Annotated in this window: 17 protein-coding genes; 5 read left to right on the top strand and 12 right to left on the bottom strand. The window is 35.3% G+C overall.

Going from position 1 to position 24695, the window contains the following annotated elements; all coding sequences use genetic code 11:
• The first annotated feature begins 51 nt into the window (after positions 1–51).
• Positions 52–1137 (top strand): biotin synthase BioB, encoded by a 1086-nt coding sequence (gene bioB / locus LPC20_RS03780; protein ID WP_229326638.1) that lies wholly within the window; start codon positions 52–54, stop codon positions 1135–1137.
• A 58-nt stretch (positions 1138–1195) separates the two neighbouring features.
• On the opposite strand, the gene LPC20_RS03775 is transcribed toward bioB, so the two are convergent.
• On the bottom strand, positions 1196–5053 hold the full coding sequence (locus LPC20_RS03775; RefSeq protein ID WP_229326635.1) for a calcium-binding protein: 3858 nt from the start codon (positions 5051–5053) through the stop codon (positions 1196–1198).
• A gap of 165 nt (positions 5054–5218) precedes the next feature.
• Between LPC20_RS03775 and LPC20_RS03770 the strand changes: the two genes are divergently transcribed.
• Complete coding sequence (locus LPC20_RS03770) at positions 5219–5695, top strand: regulatory protein RecX (RefSeq protein ID WP_229326633.1); 477 nt, start codon at positions 5219–5221, stop codon at positions 5693–5695.
• A gap of 27 nt (positions 5696–5722) precedes the next feature.
• Here LPC20_RS03770 and LPC20_RS03765 read toward each other — a convergent pair whose 3' ends face one another.
• The 4 genes from LPC20_RS03765 to LPC20_RS03750 form a co-directional block, all read right to left on the bottom strand.
• Positions 5723–6877, bottom strand: coding sequence for a beta-ketoacyl synthase N-terminal-like domain-containing protein (locus LPC20_RS03765; RefSeq protein ID WP_229326631.1), 1155 nt, complete (start codon positions 6875–6877; stop codon positions 5723–5725).
• 20 nt (positions 6878–6897) lie between these two features.
• Positions 6898–8169, bottom strand: coding sequence for an adenosylmethionine--8-amino-7-oxononanoate transaminase (gene bioA / locus LPC20_RS03760; protein ID WP_229326629.1), 1272 nt, complete (start codon positions 8167–8169; stop codon positions 6898–6900).
• Between the two features lie 57 nt (positions 8170–8226).
• Complete coding sequence (gene bioD / locus LPC20_RS03755; RefSeq protein ID WP_229326627.1) at positions 8227–8844, bottom strand: dethiobiotin synthase; 618 nt, start codon at positions 8842–8844, stop codon at positions 8227–8229.
• A gap of 61 nt (positions 8845–8905) precedes the next feature.
• The gene (locus LPC20_RS03750) at positions 8906–10045 is read right to left on the bottom strand and encodes an aminotransferase class I/II-fold pyridoxal phosphate-dependent enzyme (RefSeq protein ID WP_229326625.1); all 1140 of its coding nucleotides are present in this window, start codon (positions 10043–10045) and stop codon (positions 8906–8908) included.
• Between the two features lie 166 nt (positions 10046–10211).
• On the opposite strand from LPC20_RS03750, the gene LPC20_RS03745 reads away from it, so the two are divergent.
• From LPC20_RS03745 to LPC20_RS03735, 3 genes are all read left to right on the top strand, one after another.
• On the top strand, positions 10212–10751 hold the full coding sequence (locus LPC20_RS03745) for a hypothetical protein (protein WP_229326623.1): 540 nt from the start codon (positions 10212–10214) through the stop codon (positions 10749–10751).
• Positions 10752–11045: 294 nt separating this feature from the next.
• Positions 11046–11954, top strand: a complete 909-nt coding sequence (locus tag LPC20_RS03740) for a hypothetical protein (RefSeq protein ID WP_229326621.1) — start codon at positions 11046–11048, stop codon at positions 11952–11954.
• Entirely contained in the window at positions 11951–13495 is a 1545-nt protein-coding gene (locus tag LPC20_RS03735) for a vanadium-dependent haloperoxidase (protein WP_229326619.1), read from the top strand. The genes LPC20_RS03740 and LPC20_RS03735 overlap by 4 nt, the downstream gene beginning before the upstream one ends.
• A gap of 120 nt (positions 13496–13615) precedes the next feature.
• Here LPC20_RS03735 and LPC20_RS03730 read toward each other — a convergent pair whose 3' ends face one another.
• The 7 genes from LPC20_RS03730 to LPC20_RS03700 all read right to left on the bottom strand — a co-directional run bounded on the left by LPC20_RS03730 (position 13616) and on the right by LPC20_RS03700 (position 24651).
• Complete coding sequence (locus tag LPC20_RS03730; RefSeq protein WP_229326617.1) at positions 13616–13897, bottom strand: F0F1 ATP synthase subunit delta/epsilon; 282 nt, start codon at positions 13895–13897, stop codon at positions 13616–13618.
• A gap of 99 nt (positions 13898–13996) precedes the next feature.
• Positions 13997–15508, bottom strand: coding sequence for a F0F1 ATP synthase subunit beta (gene atpD / locus LPC20_RS03725; protein ID WP_229326615.1), 1512 nt, complete (start codon positions 15506–15508; stop codon positions 13997–13999).
• A 202-nt stretch (positions 15509–15710) separates the two neighbouring features.
• Entirely contained in the window at positions 15711–17243 is a 1533-nt protein-coding gene (locus tag LPC20_RS03720) for an SGNH/GDSL hydrolase family protein (protein ID WP_229326614.1), read from the bottom strand.
• Between the two features lie 28 nt (positions 17244–17271).
• Entirely contained in the window at positions 17272–20106 is a 2835-nt protein-coding gene (locus LPC20_RS03715; protein WP_229326612.1) for a TonB-dependent receptor, read from the bottom strand.
• A 287-nt stretch (positions 20107–20393) separates the two neighbouring features.
• Positions 20394–22241, bottom strand: coding sequence for a glutamine--fructose-6-phosphate transaminase (isomerizing) (gene glmS / locus LPC20_RS03710; RefSeq protein WP_229326609.1), 1848 nt, complete (start codon positions 22239–22241; stop codon positions 20394–20396).
• 9 nt (positions 22242–22250) lie between these two features.
• Positions 22251–23822: a BamH family beta-barrel-assembly machinery protein gene (locus LPC20_RS03705; RefSeq protein ID WP_229326607.1), complete on the bottom strand. Its 1572-nt coding sequence runs from the start codon at positions 23820–23822 to the stop codon at positions 22251–22253.
• A 16-nt stretch (positions 23823–23838) separates the two neighbouring features.
• A complete protein-coding gene (locus tag LPC20_RS03700; protein WP_229326606.1) occupies positions 23839–24651 on the bottom strand; it encodes a glycogen/starch synthase in 813 nt (270 codons plus the stop codon).
• Between the last annotated feature and the right edge of the window lie 44 nt (positions 24652–24695).

Here is a 24695-nt window from a genome sequence, read left to right as displayed (position 1 = left end):
CATTGCTTGTTTGAAACTATTTGATTACTTTTGATACATAAAATTATACCCATGAGCATTACAAAACACGATTGGACTAAAGAAGAAATTATAGCGATTTACAATAGACCGTTAATGGATTTATTGTATGACGCAGCCACTATACATAGAGAAAATCACGATCCTAATGTGGTTCAAGTTTCTACATTATTATCCATCAAAACGGGTGGTTGTTCTGAAGATTGCGGGTATTGCCCTCAAGCAGCACGTTACAACACCAACGTTGAAGGGAATGATTTAATGACTGTTAACCAAGTAAAAGCGCAAGCTTTAAATGCTAAATCTGCTGGATCATCTCGCGTTTGTATGGGAGCCGCTTGGCGTAATGTAAAAGACGGACCAGAATTTGACCAAGTGTTAGAAATGGTACGCACCATCAACAAATTAGACATGGAAGTATGTTGTACTTTAGGTATGATTACAGAAAACCAAGCACAACGTTTAGCCGAAGCGGGTTTATATGCTTACAATCACAATTTAGATACCTCTGAAGAATATTATAAAGAAGTTATTTCGACACGCGGTTTTGAAGACCGTTTGCAAACTATAGAGAATGTTCGTAAAACAAATGTTACTGTTTGTAGTGGGGGAATCATCGGAATGGGAGAAAGTATTGAAGACAGAGCCGGAATGCTGGTAGCTCTTTCTACATTGAATCCTCAACCCGAATCAGTGCCAATTAATGCTTTGGTGGCTGTAGACGGAACTCCATTGGAAGATGAAGAACCAGTTGAAATTTGGGAAATGATTCGAATGGTAGCCACAACTCGAATTGTAATGCCGGATACTCAAGTACGTTTATCAGCAGGAAGAACAAATATGAGTCGCGAAGGCCAGGCGATGTGTTTCTTTGCAGGTGCCAATTCCATTTTTGCAGGAAATAAATTATTGACTACGCCTAATCCAGATGTGAATGAAGACATGAAAATGTTTGAATTACTAGGATTGAAACCACAAAAACCATTTACAAAAATGGTACAACCGCCAACGGTAGAAGCCGAAGATTCTCAATTTGTTGCCTTAGGCGAAAAACCAAAATGGTCTCGTCCAGGACACAAAATCGAAAGAAATTTAGAGGCCTCTATAAAAGGAAAATAAAAATGAATTGCAACTATATAAAAGCTTCCAGCCTGAAAAGACTGGAAGCTTTTTCATTTTAAAACAAAACTTTACGACGGACTACTTCTCCAGTTTCCAGAGTAATTTGAACAATAAGTATTTTAGATTTCCAAATCGCTGCTTCAATTAAATGCGTTTTTGTTTTTAATTCTGAAGCTTTGTATAATTGTTTCCCATCTAGTGAATATAACACTACTTTATTTATCGTTTCTTTTGAAGAACTTATCTGGATTTGATTGTTTTGTGCTACAACTTGCACCTCAATATCTGTATTTTCAAGAACTGCATTTTTGTCTTGAAAAAGTAATTTAAAGCGGTTATCAAAAGTTCCTTTAGTTGTAAAGAAAGAATACTGTCCTTTCTTCAAATCTTGAATTTTTGATTCTTGAAGGTCTTCTAAATAAATGGATTGATTTACAAATAAGCCATCAAAATCGTCCAAGTCAATTGTAAAACTACCCTCCTGCTTTGCTCGATAGCCAATTTTGATAGCGTCTTTTATGTCAAAAGGCAATGCGCGCGCCTGAATCGAATTTTTATCCCCATTATTTAAGCTATAAAAATCCAACCATTCATTTCCGTCCAATGAAAACCCATCAAACAACACGTCTCTTTCATTGGTGGCTCCTGTGGCATATCCCAATAAAATTTGTTTAAAAAGTCCTTGTTTATTGGACAAATTAAGCCAAATTCGATGTTTCTCAAAATTAGAATTTATGATCGCTTTTTGTGAATTTCCAATTTTAAAGAATAAGTTATTATCTGCTTTTAGTCGCATAGAATTCTTAAACGTAATCGCACCTAATTGGTTGGTTCCTACAACAAAAAACGCTTGCCCTGATGCAATTTTACCATTAGGAATTTTATTATTTACTCCGCTATTTTTAGCTGCTGTTCCTATTCCGCCGAAAATGTTATAAACTGCATAATCATTTGAAGTATATTGACCATTTGTAATTGGTGTATTATGTGTCCAAAAATATAGACTTCCTTGAAGGACATTTTGATTCTCCAAAATAAACGCATCAGCATTTAGTGCAGATGGATAGGGATTCCCAATTAAAATAGGATTGACTGTTTTTATATTTGGAATAATTAGTAAACCATTATTTGGGATTCCTGAAAAAACCGCATCAAAAACCGAAGGAGTAGTCTCTGAAAAATTTTGTGGCGCTTGAAAAATATACCCTTTACCTGGAATCATCTTTGCATTAGTAGATTCGTTTTGCCAATTATTGGATTGTGAATTAAAGGAATAAAATGTAGCACTGGGTGAGTTAGGAGAAAGGAGTTTTAATTGCTGACCCGCCACAGGTGTAGACCAATAAGTATAATCCGTTTTCCGCATAGGTGTAGATTTGCGAATGTATTCAATGGAACCGGAGTTGATGATAGCGTCATCAAATTGATAGAGTGACGAATTGGTTTCAAAAATTAACTTTCCTTGACCTGAAAGATGTAGAGTCAGCTCAAGGGTTGCCGAATTTTTTACTCCAACTCTAACTCCGGAATTAACAACGCAAGAACAGATTTTTAAATCTGTTTCAATATTATAATTGGAATTAAAAATAACGGTCTTATCTATCGTTGGCAATCCATTACTCCAATTTGTACCGTCCCAAATTGTACCTTCTTGACAAAAGAGTAGCTTAGCAATTCGATGCTTAGATATTCCTGAAATTGAATTAAAATTACCCCCAATCAGGGCACCCCCTTTGACTAATGCAATAGCTAAAACTTCCCCATTTATTGAAATTGGAAAAGAGGAATCAAAAGTCCCATTCGAAAAAAGACGAAGCATTCTTTTTACATTTAATCCATTATACTTGTTCGAAAACGAACCCCCTAAAAGAATACTACCATTGGTTTGTACTGCTATTGTTCTCACAATTCCATTACTAAATCCTGACCCAGAATTAAAAGAAGTATCTTGACTTCCATCTAGATTTAAACGAATAATTCGCCTGTTTGACTGACCATTAAAACTTGTGAAAGAACCACCAACAAGAATTTTTCCGTCATTTTGCAAAGTAATTGCATATACAAACCCTGCAAATCCATTCCCAACATTAAAACTTGTGTCAACAGAGCCATCAACATTGAGCCGAATTAATCTATTCGAAGCTACCCCATTAAAAGTACTAAACTCTCCACCTACTAAAACCTTCCCATCAGCTTGTAGTACTACTAAAGTAGGATTGTCGTTTGGATTTGTACCTATATTAAAACTACTATCCAAATCACCATTCGCTAACAAGCGAATGACTTTATTTACCGATACTCCTTTGTAGCTAGAAAAACTTCCCGCAGCAATAATTTTACCGTCATTTTGTAATATAATAGAATGAACCATTAAATTAAACCCAGATCCTATATTGAATGACGAATCCACCGTGCCATTGGCATGTAACCGAACCATACGCCTAATAGAAGAGTCATTGTAATTTGTAAAATTTCCAGCAACTAATAATTTACCATCGGGGAGCACTAACACTTCTTTTACTGTATTGTTTGCTCCTATTTGATTGGAATTAAAGGTAGTGTCCAACTCTCCTTTTGAATTAATCTTCGCTATTCGACTCACTAATTTTCCGTTGAATTGAGTAAAACTTCCAAAAGCTATACAACTCCCATCAGCTAATGGAATCAATTTATTGACCGTTTTATCAAACCCAACACCAGAAGTTAGAAATTCATTATCTAGTTCTCCCTTAAAACTAATCTTAGCTAATCTGCCTTGTTTTAACTCATCAAAAACAGAAAATGAACCTCCTACAAAAAAACTATCGGATGATGCAGCTAAAGCATAAACAGTTGATGTTGCGGGACCTTCGCCAATAGTAAAATCAGTAGCAATAGTTCCGTTACTTTTTAAAAGAACCAAACGATTCACATCAGTTGTTTTGTATTGATCAGAAAAATTACCCCCAATCAAAATACCACTTGATGCTACAAGAATGGTATGGACTGTTCCATTATTAAAACCTGTACCTGAAAGAAAACTTGAATCAACAACTCCATTTGAATTCAAACGAACAATTCTATTTTGAGTCGATCCGTTGTAGTTTAGAAAACTACCGCCTACTATTATTTTACCATCGGGCTGAACCGCTATCGCTTCAATAGAGTCGTCAAATCCGGCACCTATTGAAAACGAAGTGTCAATACTTCCATTGGAGTGTAACCGAACTAATTTGGAATAACTCGAATTTCCATTAAAAGAAGTAAAGGTTCCCGAAAGGACTATTTTACCATCGGCACCAATCACTACATCATCAATAGTACTCGTAGCTGCTGTTCCGGTGACAAAAGAACTGTCCAAAGTACCATTTGGTAAAAGTCTTGCTATTCTGTTAACGGTAGACTCATTGTATTTGGTAAAACTCCCAACCGCAATCAATTTCCCATCAGCTTGTAATGCTAATCCATAAATAATTCCACTTCCGACCGCAACAGAAGTGTCAAAACTACTATCTCTTGATCCGTCAACATTCAATCGGATTAAACGCCCTACGGGAGCTCCATTAAATGAAGTAAAACTACCTCCAATAATAATTTTTCCATCGGGTTGGATAACTGATGCGTTTATTCTGCCATTGAACCCTGATCCCAAAATAAACGTAGGGTCTTTGGACCCATCTGTCAATAATCTGCAAAAATAAGGGGTGGCATTTCCGTTGAAATTAAGAAACTCTCCTCCAACGAGTAGCTTCCCATCAGTTTGAATCGCGACAGATCTAACGGTGCCGTCAAAGCCATCTCCTGATTGACCATCATCTTGTTTGTTAAAATTGGAATCGACTTGAACTTCTTGGCTATAGCCAATGAATAAAGTAAAATGAATAAGCCAAAAAGCTATCGCTTTTCCGTGCTTGATTTGGAAAAAAGAATACATAAAGGGGGCACAATTATTATGATTAACGTTAATGAATTCAACTAGTTAAAACAAATTTAACCTAAAAAGAAATATTTTAAAATACCTATATTTAGTGATTTTTGACAAATTGTAAGTTTTGAATCCAATTAAAATACTTACTTTTCAAGTATAAAAGCTAACCCAATGAACGAAGTCAATTCCGTTAAAGAAGCGATTCATAAAATAGAACATTTTTGTGCCTATCAGGAGCGTTGCCACGATGAAGTGATGCAAAAACTCCGCGCTATGAAAATGGATGCGAATGAAATTGACGAAATAGTAGCTCATTTAATTAAAGAAAACTACCTCAACGAAAGTCGGTTTGCTTGTAGCTTTGCCAGAGGAAAACACCGCATTAAATTTTGGGGCAAAGTGCGCATCATCAACGAACTGAAATTTAGAAATATCTCTACTTTCAACATCAATTTGGCACTCAAAGAAATTACACCCGAAGAATACGATACTAATTTCAATGCACTAGCCGAACGAAATTGGCATTCCATAAAAGAATCCAACGGGCTCAAAAAACGTAAAAAATGTTGTGATTTTTTATTGCGTAAAGGTTACGAAAGTAATTTAGTGTACGAAAAAGTGAAGGAATTAGAAGCTAGAAAAAATTAGTCTTCGACAAGCTCAGACAAGCTCCAACTACAAGGACAATAAAATACTCACTGCATTGCCGCCAAAACCAACTGCATTCACCAAAACCTTTTTATTGGATTGCGTCTGTTCTTGCTTTTTCGCAAAAGGAACGCCCACGAATTGATTGTGTTGCAGCATTAAAATAGCCAACTCCATACTCAAAATCCCAGAAGCACCAAAAGTATGTCCTATTTTCCATTTGTTGGAAGTCAATAAAGGAAGTTTGCTGCCAAATACTTTTTCAATGGCTTTGTATTCTGTCAAATCGCCTTTGATAGTTCCAGGAGCGTGCATTACTATGGCGCCTACTTCGGACAAATCCGTATTTGCTAATGCCATTCTCATTGATTTTTGGAAACAGTCTGCTTCAGCCGAAATGGAAATATTGTGTTCTAAAATTTCTGTAGCATAGCCGATACCTTCAATATAAGCTAAAGCGTTTTCTTTTTTTCCAATTTCCAAACAACAAACGCCAGCACCTTCACCTAAAATTAATGTGTTTTGTTTTTTTTCAAAATCCAATGCGCGATTAGGATATTCATCTTGACTTCGAGAGTAAATTTTTAAGGCGCGCATTTGAGCAATAGTGAAATCAGTCAAAGGAGCTTCGCTACCCCCAACTAAAAACTTGTCTGCCATTCCAGATCGTAACCAAGCAACGCCATTCAACACTGCGTGTAAAGCGGTCGAACAGGTGATTGAATGAGAAATTTCTGGTCCCGAACTTTGTAAATCGTGTGCTACCCAAGAGGAAATATTACCTAAGGTTGTAGTAGGAGACGTTAAGGTTGGCGCACTACCTGTAGCAATATATTCTTTAAAATGGTTTTCAAACAGATCCGTTGCGCCACGAGACGATCCAATATTTATTCCGAAAACATCCTGCTTTGACCACCCTGCTTTGGCAATGGCTTTACGAGAAGCCAGCATTGCAAATAAAACAGAATTATCTAGTGAATTGTATTTAGTATCGGATTGTCTTAAAGCGGAAACTTCTGCTTTTGATTCCTCATCTAATGCCCCTACCCAAGTATTCTTTTGATCTAATAATTGAATATGAAAACTAGGTTCAGGGTTTTGGTAATTCTTCCAAATAGTTTCGGAATCATTTCCCAAAGGAGAAACAGAAGCAATGGCCGTTATGGAGATGGTTTGTGACAAAGAATTTATTTTATGCAAAATTAAACTATTTCAAGAGCATTTTCGATGACTTGATATACTTTTTGTAATTGCTCTTTAGAGATAATGTAAGGAGGTAAAATGTAAACAACATTCCCAACTGGACGTAATATTACTCCATTTTCAATGAAATGATTATACAATGTATTGCGCATAGTCCCATAATAGCTCTCTTTCACATCTGACTTTATTTCTAATGCAAAAATTACTCCTAAGACTCGAGTGGCAACTACTTTTGGATGCTTTTTTATATGTTGTTCAAATTGCAAATGAGATTGATTTACCTCTTGAATATTTTTTTGAATTGCCTCTGTTTGTAAAATAGAAATACTGGCTAAAGCTGCAGCACAACCTGTTGGATTTGCAGTAAAAGTATGTCCGTGAAATAAGGCTTTTGAAGTATCATCGTCATAAAATCCATCAAAAATTTCCTGAGTAAAGGTCGTAATTGCCATAGGAATTGTACCTCCTGTAAGTGCTTTGGACAAACACATCATATCAGGTTGCAGCGATAAATAATCACAGGCAAATGTTTTTCCTGTTTTACCAAAACCGGTCATTACTTCATCGGCTATGGTAAAGACATTATGGCTTTTGCACAACGCAATCAACTCATCTAAAATTTGTGGAGAATACATAATCATTCCCGCCGCACCAAGCACCAAGGGTTCAAAAATAAATGCCGCAAATTCATTGGTTGTCAGCAATTCCTCTAACAGCTGTTTGGTTTCATTTTCTTTTCCTTCGACTGGAATAGGAATTCGAACAACTTCTAAAAGTGATCCTTCAAAAGCTTCTGTGAAAAAAGAAATTCCACTTGCAGCCATGGCACCAAAAGTATCTCCATGAAAGGCGTCTTCAAAAGCAATGATTTTAGTTTTTTTAACTCCCTTATTGTAATGGTATTGCAAGGCCACTTTAATAGCAACTTCAACTGCAGTAGAACCGTTATCGGAATAAAATAATTTTTGTTGGTTTATTGGTAAAATTTGAGTGAGCTTTTCTGAGAGTTCAACCGCTACATTATGTGTAAATCCGCCAAACAAGACATGCTCTAAAGTTGTCAATTGCTTGTAAATAGCATCTGCCATAACTTGGTTTGAATGCCCATACGGATTGACCCACCAAGAAGCAATTGCGTCAATGTATTCTTTCCCATTTTCATCCCAAAGTAAAGCTCCATTCCCTTTAACAATTGCAGGGAATTCGGGTGCAGTCTTGTGTTGGGTATAGGGATGCCAATTGTGTTTTTTATCTCTTAATGAAAAACTCATATTTACATTTTAAAGAACAAAGATACACCGAGAAAAATTAGCAGATTGACAAATGAATTATAAACTTTGCAATGGCTCTCTAAATTTATCCGCGTAATACTGAATTACATTCTGATCAAAATAAGGTTCGTTTTCTATTCTTCCAATAAGTTTAGCATTTGACTTGCTTAAAATAATTTCTTCAGAAGAAGGGTATTCATCACCTGAAAATACAATACCCGCAACAGGAATATTGCGGGAGCGCAAGGCTTCTAAAGTTAATAATGTATGATTAATACTGCCCAAATAATGTCTAGAAACTACAATCACTTTGTAATCATCTTTAATTAAATCGATGATACAATCGGAGTTATTCAGGGGAACTAAAACGCCACCTGCACCTTCGATAACAAGATGATTAGCTGTTTTTGGCTCAACAATTTGTTGAATGTCAATCGTGATTTGATCTAATTTAGCAGCTAAATGTGGACTAGCTGGCGTAGTTAATTTATAACTATTTTCGTGTATAACTGTTGAAGAATTAGAAATATAAGATTGAATTTTATGACTGTCTGAGTTATCTAAATCACCCGCTTGAACCGGTTTCCAATAATCAGCTTGAAGTGCTTCAACAATAATTGATGAGGCAATAGTTTTACCCACATCGGTACCAATTCCTGTAATAAATAGTTTCATTTTTTATACAATTTGAGTACAAATATCGATAAGTTATCAGGAAATAAATGATAGAAAAAAGTTAAATTATACAATTAGATAATAATTGTACTAATTGAGTAATTTCATTTTCTGAATTGTAACTGTGTAAACAAAAACGCAAGCGCTCTTGGCCTTCAGGAACCGTTGGAGACAAAATAGGCTTAACATCAAATCCTTTGCTTTGTAATTGATGGGCTATGCTTTTGACTCTTTCATTCCCAGGAATAATAGCTGACTGGATGGCTGATTTACTAAATACAAACAAAGGCTTTAAGCTCAATCGATTCTTTTCCTGATTGAAATGAGCAATGTTATTTTTTAATTGTTGTTGACTATCTGTTGCTTTTTCCAACTGCTGATAAGCCATCAAAATAGTAGCCACCGAATGAGGCGATAAACCTGTCGTATAAATAAAACTTCGAGCAAAATTGACTAAATAACTTTTTAATTCTTGGCTTCCCAAAATTGCCGCACCATGACAGCCCAATCCTTTACCAAAAGTCATGATTCGCGCAAAAACTATATCTTGTAGATGTAAACTTTGAACAAGACCTTCCCCTTTGTCACCTAAAACACCTAAAGCATGTGCTTCGTCAACTACCATATAAGCATCGTGTTTTTCAGCCAACTGAACTAATTCTTCCAAATTAGGCGTATCACCATCCATTGAAAAAACGGATTCAGTAACGATATAAATTGTCTTTTCTGAATTCCGAACTAATAATCGTTCTAAATCCTCTAAATCATTATGTTGGAACTTATAGGCTTTCGCATTGGATAGCTGAATCCCGTCCCGAATAGAAGCATGACATAATTCATCATACAAAATCAAATCTCCTTTTTGAGGAACAGCACTGAAAAAACCAACATTCGCATCATAACCAGAATTGAAAATCAAAGCTGATTGTGCTTGATGAAATTGAGTGATATAATCCTCCACAGTTTTGTAAATAGAATGGTTGCCAGAAAGCAAACGAGATCCTGTAGCGCCATTTTGTATTTGATTATGTTCTAACAAATACTGATGTGTAGTATCAAAAATTAATTTAGAATTAGAAAAACCCAAATAATCGTTCGATGAAAAATCAACCAAGTCAGTTTCTTGTGGCAACTTACGTAATGCGTTGTTTTGCAAACGAACATTTAATTTATTAAAAAGTATTTCTGGCAGCTTTTTCATACGCTACAAAAATAAGGCAATTTTTTGATCTTTTGGTTTCTTCAAATTTTTGAGGCAAAATCGAAAAGGTTTTCGTTGTAGCAACAGTTCAATTTTTGTTAAAAAAATGTTAAAATAATCTAGTTAGAAGATTTGGCGATTGAATAGTTTTCTATTTTCGTTACCGATGAAGAGATTAGCCACCCTTTTTTTAGTAGTAACCTTATTCTACAACATGATAGGTTATTATTTAATGTTTGCGTTCAAAGAGCAGCAAGCATGGGTTGCGCGTATGGGAAATACAAGCCCTTCTGATTTTCGAGTTTTACGATTAAATGCCTCATTGTATTCGTTTGTCGATGACACAGAATTTGAAGATGTAAACGAAGATGTAGTCATCAATAATAAAAGCTATCATATCTTTAAAAAGCAAATAAAGGACAATGTATTAAGTTTGTATTATCTGCCTAACGCTAATGAAAATACCGTAAGCAAAGACTTAAACGACCTTGTTCATAGTCAATTATTCAATACAGGATCTTCGAAAGAATCGCCTACAAAAAAATTATTGAAATCATTTATCAAAGATTATATCGATAATCCTGAAGTCAGCATTCCTATGCCAACTCAGGCGGTTGTTTCAACTGATTCTTTTTATACCAATGACGCTGAATTTACTAATCCAGGTCATCTTTCATTACCCTATTCTCCTCCGGATTGTATTTAATTTTGGGTTAACCAATTATTATTTACTCAATTGAATTGTCTGTTTAATACACCTTATTTTACAACAAGGTATTCTTTCATTCTGTAAAATTATTGGCTACACTCGTGACGTAAAACCCATTTAGGGTATAATGCTACACGTCAAATATAGTATCCTATCTTATTTACTATTTATTTTTCTTAGAATGAATATGCCATCACGTTACCTAAAAGTAATGGTGTCTTGTTATCACTCATTTCATCAACGCTATTGAGTTGAGGCTATTCATTTGTAAGATGCTATTAATTATCTAAAATGAAAAAAATATATTTCTGCTGTCTATTATTATGCCATTTTATTGCAAATGCGCAAACTGAGATTGACGGCATCATGATGAGTAAAAACCAACTTTGTACAGGAGCGATTTTTCAATACGGAGCCTGGAGCAATTATTGGGAAGGAACCTTCAAAAGAGACAATCAAAATTTAGGAACGGTTTCTAACAACAATATTAGCATCAATGGAAACTACGGAGTTACTGACAAATTGAACGTGATTGTGAGTTTGCCTTATATTGCTACCGAAGCTTCGGCAGGCACTTTGAAAGGACAAAATGGATTGCAAGATTTATCCGCTACGATAAAATACATGCCTATTGAAAAAACGATTGGGCAAGGTATTTATTCAGTGTACACGATAGCAGGCGTCTCAATTCCAACGACCAACTATGTTGCCGATTATTTACCCTTAAGTATTGGTCTACAAAGTAGAACCGCTACTTTCCGTTTAATGGGTGACTATCAAAGAGGTAACTTTTTTACCACACTGTCTGCAGCTTATCAAAAAAGAGCTGCAATTACAATAGACCGAAATGCCTATTTTACAACGGAAATGGTCTACTCCAATGAGGTAGCGATGCCTGATGTAATTAATATAAACTTACGCACGGGGTACCGTTCCGGTCGTTTAATTGCTGAAGCTATTTTGGATAACCAAGTAACGCAAGGCGGTTTTGACATTACAAAAAACAATATGCCTTTTCCAAGTAATACAATGAATGCTCTTAGAATTGGAATGCATTCTAAATATACTTTCCCTGGTAAAGAAGCACTTTCGCTTGTTGGTGGTTTCAATCACGTTTTAGACGGACGAAATGTGGGTCAAACAAATGCCATCTATGCAGGCTTCTTTTACATCATCAATTTCAATAAAAAAATTCAATGAAAAATATAATTATCACCCTTTTAGGATTTGTTTCATTTATCTCTATATCATCTTGTAGTAATGAATTTGATGATCGTTCAGAAAACTATCCAATGTTAAATCCTTCCAATAATGATGATATGGCTGGAAATTGGAAACCTATTTTACTTTCTGCTCCTGATGAATTCAGCTTGGAGGCTCCTGCAGCAACAAACAGCACTGCTTTTATTAGAGAATTAAACGAAATTAAGAGCTATCAAGCCAATATTAATAAGGAACAAAAAGGCATCATCCAATACTGGAGTGCCGGTAGTGTTTTACGTTGGAACGAAATTATGCGCACTTTGGTAGCCAAATATAATTTACCTCCTTACCAAAATGCAGATGGAACCTATCCTACGCCTTCGGCTACTAATCCGTTTGCCAATACTCCTTTTCCCTTTTCAAATCCACCTTATGCCGCTCGTGCTTATGCTTATGTTAGTGCTGCCCAGTATGATGCATTGGTCGCAACTTGGCATTACAAAAAGCTATACAACCGTGCAGCACCCTATGTTGTAGACAATGCAATAAAAGTGCACATCCCTAAAAACGGAATGCCTTCATATCCGTCAGAGGATGGAGTATTAGCTGGTGTAACTGTAGAATTATTAAAACTATTATTCCCAACTGAAATTGCTTATATCAATGGAAAAGCAGAAGAAGAAAAATTATACCGAATTATCAGCGGTGCCAATGTGCGAAGCGATGTAGAAGCCGGTATTGCTTTAGGTAGAAAAATTGCGGCAAAATACATCACAAGAGCAGCAGCTGACGGAATGGGTGCTGCTGTTGGAAATCAAACTATTTGGTCGCAACTCGAAACTCAAACAATAGCGAAAGGCGAAATTCCGTGGTTATCTTTAGATTTACCTGCTCGGCCTCCTATGTTGCCTTTGTTTGGAAATGTACGTTCGTTCTTGATGTCTACTGCTGACGTTATTGCTAGTCGTCCTGTCCCGCCACCATCAACTAAATCGATACAGTTTGCACAAGAACTAGCTGAAGTAAAAAAATTCAGTCAAAATGCTAGTCGCAAAGAAATGGATATTGTAACATTTTGGGCAGATGGTGTAGGAACTTATACGCCGCCGGGTCATTGGAACGCAATTGCAGCAGATGCCTTTGTAACAAAAAATTATAGTGAGGTACGTTGGGCTAGAAATATGGCCTTATTGAATCTTTCTCTTATGGATGCCGCAATTAGTTGTTGGGATGCTAAATATTATTATTTTAATCCTAGACCAACACAAATAGACCCGTCTATAAAAACATTAACAGGGATTCCAAACTTCCCAGCCTATGTATCTGGACACTCTACATTTAGTGGTGCAGCCGCTACTGTTTTGTCTCATATTATACCTGAAAAGGCTACCCAATTTAAGGCTATGGCAAAAGACGCGTCCAACTCACGGTTGTTTGGCGCAATCCATTACAGAAGTGATTGCGAAAAAGGATTGCTTTTGGGAGAAACGGTTGGGAAATTTGCAATAGCAAGAGCCCGTGTTGATGGAGCAGAATAAATTACATTCAAGTTGAAAATTTAAATAAGTGGTTTGTTTTATTTTCAACTAATCTATAGAGCAATCTAAAACAAAAAAGCCTAACGAATGTTAGGCTTTTTTTATGAATCTTAATTCGTATTAGTCAGCTAATAGAATTACTTTATTGTCTTTCATTTCGATTGTTCCTGACTCCACTGATAAAGTATACAATTGGTCATTTACTTTCGTTAATTTAGCTGCTGCTTCTTTAGAAAGCGTAAAACTTGGCGCTGCAATTTTTACAGTTCCTTTTTTAAGTAAAGAAACAATTGGCGCGTGATTATTCAAGATTTGAAAATCTCCATCAACTCCTGGAAGGTATAATGAAGTAATTTCTCCTGAAAATAACTTTGCCTCTGGTGATACTATTTCTAAAATCATTTTGATAATTGATAATTGATAATTGATAATTGATAATTGATAATTGATAATTGATAATTTTTTACATTGTCAATTGTTAATTATCCATTGTTAATTGAATTATGCTTCTGCCAACATTTTTTCTCCAGCCTCAATTGCTTGTTCAATAGTTCCTTTAAGGTTGAAAGCAGCTTCTGGCAAGTGATCTAATTCACCATCAATAATCATGTTAAATCCTTTGATAGTATCTTTAATGTCAACTAATACCCCTGGAATTCCTGTAAATTGCTCAGCAACGTGGAATGGTTGAGATAAGAAACGTTGTACACGACGTGCTCTAGATACAGACAATTTATCTTCTTCAGATAACTCTTCCATACCAAGGATCGCAATGATATCTTGTAATTGTTTGTATTTCTGTAAAATTTCTTTTACTCTTTGTGCACAATCATAGTGCTCATCTCCTAAAATTTGTGGAGTTAAAATTCTTGAAGTAGAATCCAATGGATCTACCGCAGGATAAATACCTAACTCAGCAATTTTACGAGACAATACTGTTGTAGCATCTAAGTGGGCAAATGTTGTTGCTGGCGCCGGGTCAGTTAAGTCATCCGCAGGTACGTAAACCGCTTGTACAGATGTAATAGATCCTTTGTTAGTAGAAGTAATACGCTCTTGCATAGCTCCCATTTCAGTTGCTAATGTCGGTTGGTAACCTACTGCAGATGGCATACGACCTAAAAGTGCCGATACCTCAGAACCTGCTTGTGTAAAACGGAAGATGTTATCCACGAAGAATAATACATCTTTACCTTGATCAGATCCAGCTCCATCACGGAAATACTCAGCGATAGATAATCCAGAAAGTGCTACACGAGCACGAGCTCCTGGTGGCTCATTCATTTGTCCGAAAACGAAAGTAGCTTTTGACTCTCTCATTCCTGGCATATCTACTTTAGATAAATCCCATCCTCCATTTTCCATAGAGTGCATGAATTCCTCTCCGTATTTAATAATTCCAGACTCTAACATCTCACGAAGTAAGTCATTCCCTTCACGTGTTCTTTCTCCTACTCCTGCGAATACTGAAAGTCCACCGTGACCTTTTGCAATATTATTAATTAGCTCTTGAATCAATACTGTTTTACCTACTCCAGCTCCACCAAACAATCCAATTTTACCCCCTTTTGCGTAAGGCTCAATCAAATCGATTACTTTAATCCCTGTAAATAAAACTTCAGAAGAAGTTGATAAATCTTCGAATTTTGGAGCAGCTCTGTGGATTGACAATCCATTTTCTCCTGTTTTTGGTAAGTTCCCTAAACCGTCAATGGCATCTCCAATAACATTGAATAAACGTCCGTAAACGTCTGGTCCAATTGGCATTTGGATTGGATTACCTGTTCCTACTACTTCATAACCTCTGCTCAAACCATCTGTTGAATCCATCGAAATGGTACGTACAGTGTTTTCACCAATGTGCGATTGTACTTCTAGAACCAAGATAGTTCCATCTTTTCTTGTGATTTCTAACGAATCATAAATTTTTGGAAGTTCAACATCTTTACCGTTGAAAACTACATCAACTACTGGACCAATGATTTGGGCAACTTTTCCTATTACTTTAGACATTACTTATGTATTTATTAAATAGCTATTTAGGTTTATGAAATTGACTTAATTGAAAGTTATCAAATAAATCCTTTTTACAGAGTGCAAAGATAATTTTTAAAATATAAAATCAATAATTTTTTGTTAAAAAAACTACATAAATATTAACCCATAAAAAAACCACTGCCTTTTGAGCAGTGGTTAATAATTTAAAGCTGTTTATTTATAAACTAGCTGGAAATAAAATTCTATACTTACCTAAATCAACTTTTTTCAAAGTTGAAGCGTATTTAGCATTAATTGCATCAATAAAAGCATTTGAAATTAAAGCATATCCTCTTGGACTTGGATGAACTCCGTCTAATGAAAACGAACCTCCAAATACAAATTGAGATGTCATTGTAAAATTATTAGCAACAATACCAGTACTTGACAATTGGTTCATTATCGCTTTAGCATCAACAAAAGCTAACCCTTTAGCATCTGCAATAGCCTTAATGCTTGTGTTATAAGCGTCTGTTGCTACTCTAATCGCAGCAATTTCAGAAGGAATTAATACATGCATATCTTGTAATGGATATGAGATCCCAAAACTATTTAAAGGTGCTGGAGGAGCAATTCCAAGCCCTGAATTTGCAGCTGTAGGTGCAGCACCAATAGCAGATTGTGTAGTCAATAAAACCAAATCAGCTGAAGTTGTTTGACGCGCTTGACCAAAAACAGCCCCGTAAAAAGCAGCGGTTGTAGCCCCTAATGTAGGAGTAAAAGCAGCGGTTAATTGAGCTGACAAATTAGGTAATGATTCATCTCTAATTAAAAGAGGATTTGCAGCTGTGGCAGAAAGTAAATTAATTCTATCCCCAGCTCCAAAAACAGTTAACGCTTGTTTTAAAGGTCCGTATAGCTGTGCATTTAGTGTAGCAAGGTTAGCCCCTAATGCAGCTGGAGACAAAGGACTTGAAGGTACTGTAGTAAAGAATGGCAAGGTATTAACATACGGTAAATTAGCCACCACTCCTTTTGCTCCATTAGCTGTCATACCGTTTACTAAAGTATTGTAAACACTAGCAAAAACAGTAGGGTCAGTTATATCATTTGAACCGTATGTAGCTGGGTTCATATTTCCAGTTTGGTTAGTTCCTACTCCTCCAGATGTTGCAAATCCTAAAACATCATTTCCTCCAATCCATAATGAAAAGAAAGTTGGTGTTTGCGCCACGGCATCTCCTAAAACAGTTGATGTAGCAGAAGTTGAAAAACGAGCATAGTAAGGATTAGCTAAACCCGCAGCAACTCCAGCAACATTACCATAACCAGCAGCAACTAAGTGGTAACTTTTAGCTCCAGGCACTCCTAAGTTTCCAAACGGACCAGTTACTTTAGTAGCAACATTAGTTGTAGGCGTTCCTGAAACAGGAGTTGGAGCAGCTCCGTTAAAAAACAAACGTTGATTTGCAATAACATTTCCTCCTAATAGTAAGCCTCCAGTGTTATCAGCTGTAAAAGGAGTTGTAAAAGCACCTCCACCAGCTTCCGAAAATTGCTGAGCTAATATGTTAGGATAAGCTCCTTTTTGAGCTTCAATAAATAAAGCGCCATCGCTAAAACCTGCCGCAAAAGAATCTCCTAAAGCAACATATTTTGAGAATACTGCAGAACCAGCAGATACTGGCTCTTCAACAATAATATCTTCATCATCATTACAAGCTACAAAAGTTAACGAAACTAATAATAGCCATTTGAAATTTTTTATCATGATTGTATTTTTTATATTATTAAATCAATTATGGATTAATTGTCCATGAAGCAAAATACTGTTGCCCGATTGCACCTGCACCTAACACTTGGATATACTCTCTACCTCCTAAGTTAGCCGCTCCAATTTTAAGCGTAGACTTCAATTTTGGTATCAAATAGTTAATTTGAGCATCAATAACTGTAGCTGAAGGAATTACCCCATCCACCATTGTAGATTCCCATATGTATTCACTATTCCATCTTCCACTAATATTGAACCCAAAGTTTTTGAATAGTTTTTCGTTTCCAAAAGAAGCTTTAACTCTGTGTTTTGGTGTGTTAAATCCTGCTTCAAAACTTGGATTTGCTGTGCGATCAAAATCAAATTCAGCAAAGTTATAATTCATTCCTACTTCAAAATCCTTGTATACTTTTCTAGATAATCCAACACCAAAACCAAGTGATTGGATTTCAACATCCGTATTAGTATACAATTGGAAAGCTCTGATGTTCCCATTCTGCAATGCATGAAGCGACTGCACTCCTGGATCAGCAGCTCCAGCACCAGGATTTGGAGCGTCTTGTGCTTTACCATATAATGGCGCAACTACATTTAAGTTTCCAATAAAGTTGTTGTACACATTATAATAACCATTAAGATCTATTGACATATCTTTAATAAATGAACGGTATCCTAATTCAAAAGCTTTCACTTCTTCTGGTTTTACGAACTGTAAATTTGTTTTTCTTAATACAGCAGGATTTCCAGTAGCACTCAACTGAGCTACAGAAGCCGCAGTATAGGAGTTGTTATAAGCATTTAGACCTGTAATATTTACTGATGAACCACCCGCAAACAATTGCCCTATCGGTGTTTGAATCTGCAAAGTTTCTCTATATCTAGTCAAGTTATCAGGAGCAGATCCTAATAAAATAGCACTACCTACGTTAAACCCAATATATTGATCTTGTGTGGTAGGGTTTCTAAATCCTGTTTGAAAAGACGCTCTAAAATTATGTCTTCTGCTTTCTCCTCCTGTATATACCATAGAAACTCTAGGAGAGAAGTTGCCTTCAAAATTTTGAGCTTTGTCATAACGAATAGATCCTGTAAATTTTAAACGATCATCCATTACTTTTTTCATAACTTGAGTGTAAGCTCCATATTCATTATAACGAATTGGACCATCAGCATCCGTATAAATACGACCAAATGAATTCAATACGTATTCTCTGAAAGATCCCCCTACTTGAATTTCTGCAAATTTGATTTGATCTTTAAAATTATAATTCACATCCGAATGATTAATTCTTGAATTATCTACTAATCTGGATCCTGATAATACATTTGGATCAGCAATTACTTGATTGAAAGCATTAACGAATCCCGGTGTTCCTGGTAATAATCTTCCAGTATCTGCTGTAGCACGAGCTGCTTTGTGAGCGTTCTCTGGCGTCATTCCTCCCAAAGTTGATTGGATATATGCTCCTGCATATTCCCCAAACCATTGACTGTCTGCTTTCCATTTACGGTTAACATTAATACCTGTAAACAACATATCATACGATTGTCCTCCATCTTCTGTAGTGGTATATCCTCTAAGAAAGAAGTTTTTACCTTTGAATTCCAGCTTATGCTGTTGCATAGAGAAATTATTCAAATAATACCTATTGGCACCTTGATAAACGGCATTACCAAAACCGAATTTACTTTGCCAAATCACTTCTAATTTTTCATTACCAAAAGGTCTCAAATGAACTGAGAAGTCAATTTTTGTATTTGAAGCTTTATTATCTGTCAAATCTGTCTCATTGTATCCAGTTCTACTTACATTTGTATTTGGCAATAAATTCACTGCCGATGCTGGAATTCTTCCAAGTGCAGCCAATGAGTTTCCAACTCCTTTAATATTGGTTGAAACCTCATCTCCATAGACGTTTATACCATTATAATTTATGTTAGATCTGTCAATTCCAACGATCTCATCACCATTTACTGAATTTATACCATTAGTGTTTGTAGCAAACCAATCGGTTGCTCTCATATAAGTAAAATTAGCTTTAGCTGCTAAATAAGGACTAAATGCTTTAGCCATTCTTACACCATAATCCAAATAATCATTAACACCAGCGGCTTGTTGACTAGTTTGACCAAATTTTGCATACGCCGTGATTCCTTCACTTGTGAATGGATTTTTACTATTCATAAATAAAATCCCGTTGAAGGCATTTGCTCCATACAAAGCAGAAGACGCTCCTGGAAGTAACTCTACACTTTGTGTATCTATTTCTGAAACACCTATCAGGTTTCCTAAAACAAAGTTCAACAATGGAGAAGAGTTGTCCATACCATCTACTAGTTGCATGAAACGTGTATTTGCTACCGTAGCAAAACCTCTAGTATTAATGGACTTGAATGACATACTACTCGTATTCATTTGAACCTCTTTAAGATTCTCTAGTCCGTCGTAGAAAGAAGGCGATGCAGTTTTCTTAATCTCTGCAATACCCATTCTTTCAATAGTTACTGGAGATTCCAATACACGCTCTGGTGTTCTTGAAGCAGAAACTACTATTTCATTTAACTTTGTTTCTTCATCCATAAGTGTAACTTCTACTTTTTGATTAGCAGTAGTAATTGACACTTTTTTAGATCCAAAACCTAAAGCGGTAATTTCAATTTGGAAGGGTAATTTTTTAGTTGTATTCAAAATGAATTTTCCGTCAAAATCAGTTATAGCACCTGATTTGTCTCCAACAACCTTAATGTTGGCTCCGGGAACAGATTGTTTATTACTGTCTAAAACAGTACCTGAAATTGTGTTTTGAGCAAAAGAAATGCTGCAAAAAAACAAGGTCAAAAAAAGTAAGTATACTCTCATTGGTTTAAATTTTGTTGGTTTATGCAGCCAAAATACAAATATTTTTTGCTTTTAATAGAAAAATCGTATAAAAATTTCATTTTTAACAACTAATACCCAAAATTCTAGCTATTTAGCATTTGCCTTCGTTAAATAATTGTCAGTATTTGATGTGGTTTTTGAAAAAAAAGAATGTATTTTTTCAAAAAACGGAACGTTATTGAAAAAATCATAAAAAAATAGCGTTGGGTAAAAAATAAAAAAAGCAAGATAAATCTTGCTTTTTTACTAACTATATGTGCTAATTTTTACTCCACTGTAACCGATTTTGCTAAATTTCTAGGCTGATCTACATTACAATCTCTCATTACTGCTATATGATATGACAATAATTGCAAAGGAATTGTTGTAATAAGTGGCGATAAAGCATCTGAAGTTTCAGGTATTTCTATCACAAAATCAGCTAAATCGCGAACTTGAGTATCACCTTTAGTTACTACCGCAATAATACGCCCACTTCTTGATTTTATTTCTTGAATATTACTAACTATTTTATCATAATGTCCTTGCTTAGGAGCAATAACAATAACAGGCATTTGTTCATCAATTAAAGCAATTGGACCATGTTTCATTTCTGCTGCAGGATAACCTTCAGCATGGATGTATGATATTTCTTTTAATTTTAACGCCCCTTCTAAAGCAACAGGGAAATTATAACCTCTTCCTAAATACAAACAATTCGTTGCATCTTTGAAAGTAGCTGCAATTTCTTTTGCTCTTTCATTCGTATCTAAAGCTTCTTTAACTTTCTCTGGAATAATCTCTAATTCTTGTAAATACTGATGGAAATCAGATTTTGACAAGGTACCTTTGGCTTTAGCCAAACGCAACGCAATCATGGTTAAAACTGTAATTTGTGTGGTAAATGCCTTTGTAGAAGCAACACCAATTTCTGGACCAGCATGGGTATAAGCACCCGCATGCGATTCTCTAGAAATAGAAGATCCCACCACATTACAAACCCCAAAAACAAATGCTCCGTTTTCTTTTGCCAACTTAATAGCGGCCATTGTATCCGCTGTTTCACCAGATTGTGAAATGGCAATAACAACGTCTTTACTGCTTATAATTGGGTTTCGGTATCTAAATTCGGAAGCATATTCCACTTCTACTGGGATTCTTGCAAATTCTTCAATAACATATTCAGCTACAAGTCCTGCGTGCCAAGAAGTTCCGCAAGCCACAATGATAATTCGATCTGCATTTAAAAATTTTTCTAAATTATCTTCAATACCAGCCATTTTGATAATTCCTTCATTAGCATGAAGTCTTCCTCTGTAGGTATCTTTAATTACACTTGGCTGTTCGTATATTTCTTTTAACATGAAATGATCGTAACCTCCTTTTTCAATTTGCTCCAAATTCATTTGAAGTTCTTGAATATAAGGATCTACAAGCGAATCATCTTTGATTTTACGAACTTTCATAGGTTTATGCAACCTGATATTTGCCATTTCTCCATCCTCTAAATAAATAGCATTTGAAGTGTACTCTATAAATGGTGAAGCGTCTGAAGCTATAAAATATTCTCCTTCGCCTACCCCTATTGCTAAAGGGCTGCCTAAACGAGCTGCAACAATTTCATTAGGGTTTTTAACATCAAAAACTGCAATTGCATAAGCACCTACCACTTGGTTTAAAGCTACTTGTATTGCTTTTCCTAATTTTAAATTTTCTTTAATCTGAACATCTTCAATCAAATTAACTAAAACCTCTGAATCCGTATCAGAGTGGAAAACATATCCTCTTTTTATCAATTCTTCTTTAAGAGGAGCATAGTTTTCAATAATCCCATTATGAATAATGGCTAAATTTCCTGAATTTGAAAGGTGAGGGTGCGAATTTACATCGTTTGGAACACCATGTGTAGCCCAACGTGTATGACCCATTCCAATTGTTCCATTAGTTGTAATTTCAGAAGCGGCTTTAGCTTCAAGATCAGAAACTTTACCTTTTGTCTTAGACAATTTTAAGGTTACTCCATCATATAACATAACACCTGCACTATCATAGCCACGGTATTCTAATCTTTTCAATCCTTTAATTACTATAGGATAGGCCTCTCTATATCCAATATATCCAACTATTCCACACATATATTTAGTCTAATTAGGTTTTGTATAATAAATTTGAAGTTTTAACCTTTTATCTGCAGGTACTCTGGAGCTGGTACCGTAAAGTACTGTTCCAAGAGGATTCATAACTGCTGCTTTAGGAAACTTTGATGTAAATGCATTTGCGCTTCTTAATTTCGAAAAAGTAGGTTCTGCGATATTCTCTGTAACAACTAAGCCTAACTTTACATTTGTAGAATCAGAATGCTTGATTAAATTTCTAATCTGATTAGTAACTCTAACTTTGTAGGATAGGCCTCGACCATTAGCTCCTTCTTGTTTTGTAAGTAGTCCTCCAAAAATAAATTTAGATTTTTTCACATCAGGTGAGCTGGTGGGGTCTAAATTAAAATCAGCTATTGGTATATTATGAGTAAGATCATAAAGATACAAACGGTTAGGCTCTTCAGAACCATTCATTTTATTTGCATCAATATGAAAAATTAAATTCGCTTCGTTAATTAACCAACCGCTAGTTCTTATTCTGTTCAACTCAGCCGCTGAATTGAATAAATTAATTACCGCCATTGACCCTTGCCCGCCTTTAATATAGAGATTATCATCTCCCTCAGTGGTGTTTGGATTATTTACCGTATTTAAATACGATGCAACTGTATTAGTATCTTCAAATAAGTTAACCGAATTACCTGTTAAATTTAAATCTAGAGATTTAGAAACTCTAGTTGTTACTCCATTGGTGACCAAATCTTCTTTATAATTAATAGTAATTCGTCCTGCTTTGAAATTCATCATAGCCAAGCTTCCTTCGCTTCCTGGAACTGTTTCTACTTTAAAATAAAGGCCTCTAAAATACTCTTTGAAAACATCGTTTGCAGCTAACTTAGCTGCTGGTGCATTCAAAATTTTAGAAGTGAAAAAATTGCTATTTAATCGCAAACGCATTGCGGGAACTGATCTATTTAAAACTTCCTTCCCATCGGTAGCAATGGATTTTTGAACTATTTCTTTTGGGCTAAATACAAAGGCATCATTCTGAGAAGCATCTGAAGAATTATTCAGTCTAGAACCGATTTTTGCATTATCAAAAGTACTGTTTTGATCGGTAAAAAAAGGCTGTGGAGTCTGAAAATTAGTCGATGGATCTAGATCTCTCATAAAAAAACCCGATTCGAAAACACTCAACTTTATAGGTGCTTGCCCTCCATATATTGAATCTAATTCGTAGGTTTTACTGCCATTTGCATTGGTTGTTTTTAAAGTACTAAAATAGGGTACAGATAAATAAACGCTATCGATTACAGCATTAGCTCCTATGGAAGGGGAAACAGTTGACAAATTCACTTGTGTTGCAAAATGAGATATTGTTTTGCCAAATGAAGAATTAGTGGCAATCCCTAACGAATTTACAGATAAATTAATTGCATCTACTGGTCCAACTTTTTGGTTATAGGCTACAACATCAGAAGTATATTGTAAAAAATCAAAATTGTTTTGACCAAGTAAATCAGCTCCTATTGAATTATATTCTTTATCGCAAGAGTATAGAAAAAAGATTGAGATAAAAAATAGCAGTGTTCTCTTTGCAAAAGAATTATTGTACATATTATTGGGTTGAATTTTAAACTTTAAGCACTTCGTTTTTGTAAAAATTAGTATACGCATCTGCAAATACTTCTTTTGACTGGAAAGGTAAAAAAGGTTTTCCCGAAGATTCAATATATTTTGTTAAACTTGGTGAAACATTTTCACTAGCAACAATAATTGCATCCGAATGCTTGAGACTTGTCATGATAATGTTCTCATAATTTGGCACTTCAAGATCCAAAATAGATTCTAAAGGAACATTGTCAAACTTCACTTTTTGCATCATTTGAGTGTCTAAAGCACCTTCAAAAGATTGACTATAAACAGACGTAACTATTTTTGTATCAGAAAATAAAGCTTCGTTTTTATAAAAATGCTTCATATAAACCGGTAACATTGCAGCTAACCAACCATGAACATGAATAATATCTGGTACCCAATTTAACTTTTTGACTGTTTCTACAACTCCTTTAGCAAAAAATATTGCGCGTTCGTCATTGTCTGGATACAACACATCATTCTCATCGGCGAAAGTAGCTTTCCTCTTAAAGTAGTCATCATTATCGATGAAATAAACCTGAATTCTTTCTTTTGGAATAGATGCAACTTTAATAATAAGTGGCATATCTAAATCATTTACTACCAAATTCATCCCTGAAAGTCGAATTACTTCATGCAACTGATGTCGTCTTTCATTAATATTACCATATCTAGGCATAAAAATTCTGATTTGCCCTCCTTGATCATTTATCATTTTAGGAACGTCATAGGACATCAAAGAAACCTCATTTTCAGCAAGATAAGGAACTACTTCAGATGATACATATAATATCTTCTTGTCTTTCATATTATAATTAACTAAATTTTTTGGCAATAAAAACCGAGCAAAAT

Source organism: Flavobacterium ammonificans, from assembly GCF_020886115.1.
In the GTDB taxonomy this organism is placed as follows: domain Bacteria; phylum Bacteroidota; class Bacteroidia; order Flavobacteriales; family Flavobacteriaceae; genus Flavobacterium; species Flavobacterium ammonificans.
Note: the sequence above shows the minus strand (reverse complement) of the source record. Positions and strands in the feature narration are given on the sequence as shown.

Coding starts and splice junctions, on each gene's coding strand:
- LPC20_RS03750 (WP_229326625.1), bottom strand. CDS start 10,045: ATGAAAAAGCTGCCAGAAATACTTTTTAATAAATTAAATGTTCGTTTG.
- atpD (WP_229326615.1), bottom strand. CDS start 15,508: ATGTCTAAAGTAATAGGAAAAGTTGCCCAAATCATTGGTCCAGTAGTT.
- bioB (WP_229326638.1), top strand. CDS start 52: ATGAGCATTACAAAACACGATTGGACTAAAGAAGAAATTATAGCGATT.
- LPC20_RS03730 (WP_229326617.1), bottom strand. CDS start 13,897: ATGATTTTAGAAATAGTATCACCAGAGGCAAAGTTATTTTCAGGAGAA.
- LPC20_RS03735 (WP_229326619.1), top strand. CDS start 11,951: ATGAAAAATATAATTATCACCCTTTTAGGATTTGTTTCATTTATCTCT.
- LPC20_RS03720 (WP_229326614.1), bottom strand. CDS start 17,243: ATGATAAAAAATTTCAAATGGCTATTATTAGTTTCGTTAACTTTTGTA.
- glmS (WP_229326609.1), bottom strand. CDS start 22,241: ATGTGTGGAATAGTTGGATATATTGGATATAGAGAGGCCTATCCTATA.
- LPC20_RS03705 (WP_229326607.1), bottom strand. CDS start 23,822: ATGTACAATAATTCTTTTGCAAAGAGAACACTGCTATTTTTTATCTCA.
- LPC20_RS03745 (WP_229326623.1), top strand. CDS start 10,212: ATGAAGAGATTAGCCACCCTTTTTTTAGTAGTAACCTTATTCTACAAC.
- LPC20_RS03775 (WP_229326635.1), bottom strand. CDS start 5,053: ATGTATTCTTTTTTCCAAATCAAGCACGGAAAAGCGATAGCTTTTTGG.
- bioA (WP_229326629.1), bottom strand. CDS start 8,169: ATGAGTTTTTCATTAAGAGATAAAAAACACAATTGGCATCCCTATACC.
- LPC20_RS03770 (WP_229326633.1), top strand. CDS start 5,219: ATGAACGAAGTCAATTCCGTTAAAGAAGCGATTCATAAAATAGAACAT.
- LPC20_RS03700 (WP_229326606.1), bottom strand. CDS start 24,651: ATGAAAGACAAGAAGATATTATATGTATCATCTGAAGTAGTTCCTTAT.
- LPC20_RS03715 (WP_229326612.1), bottom strand. CDS start 20,106: ATGAGAGTATACTTACTTTTTTTGACCTTGTTTTTTTGCAGCATTTCT.
- LPC20_RS03740 (WP_229326621.1), top strand. CDS start 11,046: ATGAAAAAAATATATTTCTGCTGTCTATTATTATGCCATTTTATTGCA.
- bioD (WP_229326627.1), bottom strand. CDS start 8,844: ATGAAACTATTTATTACAGGAATTGGTACCGATGTGGGTAAAACTATT.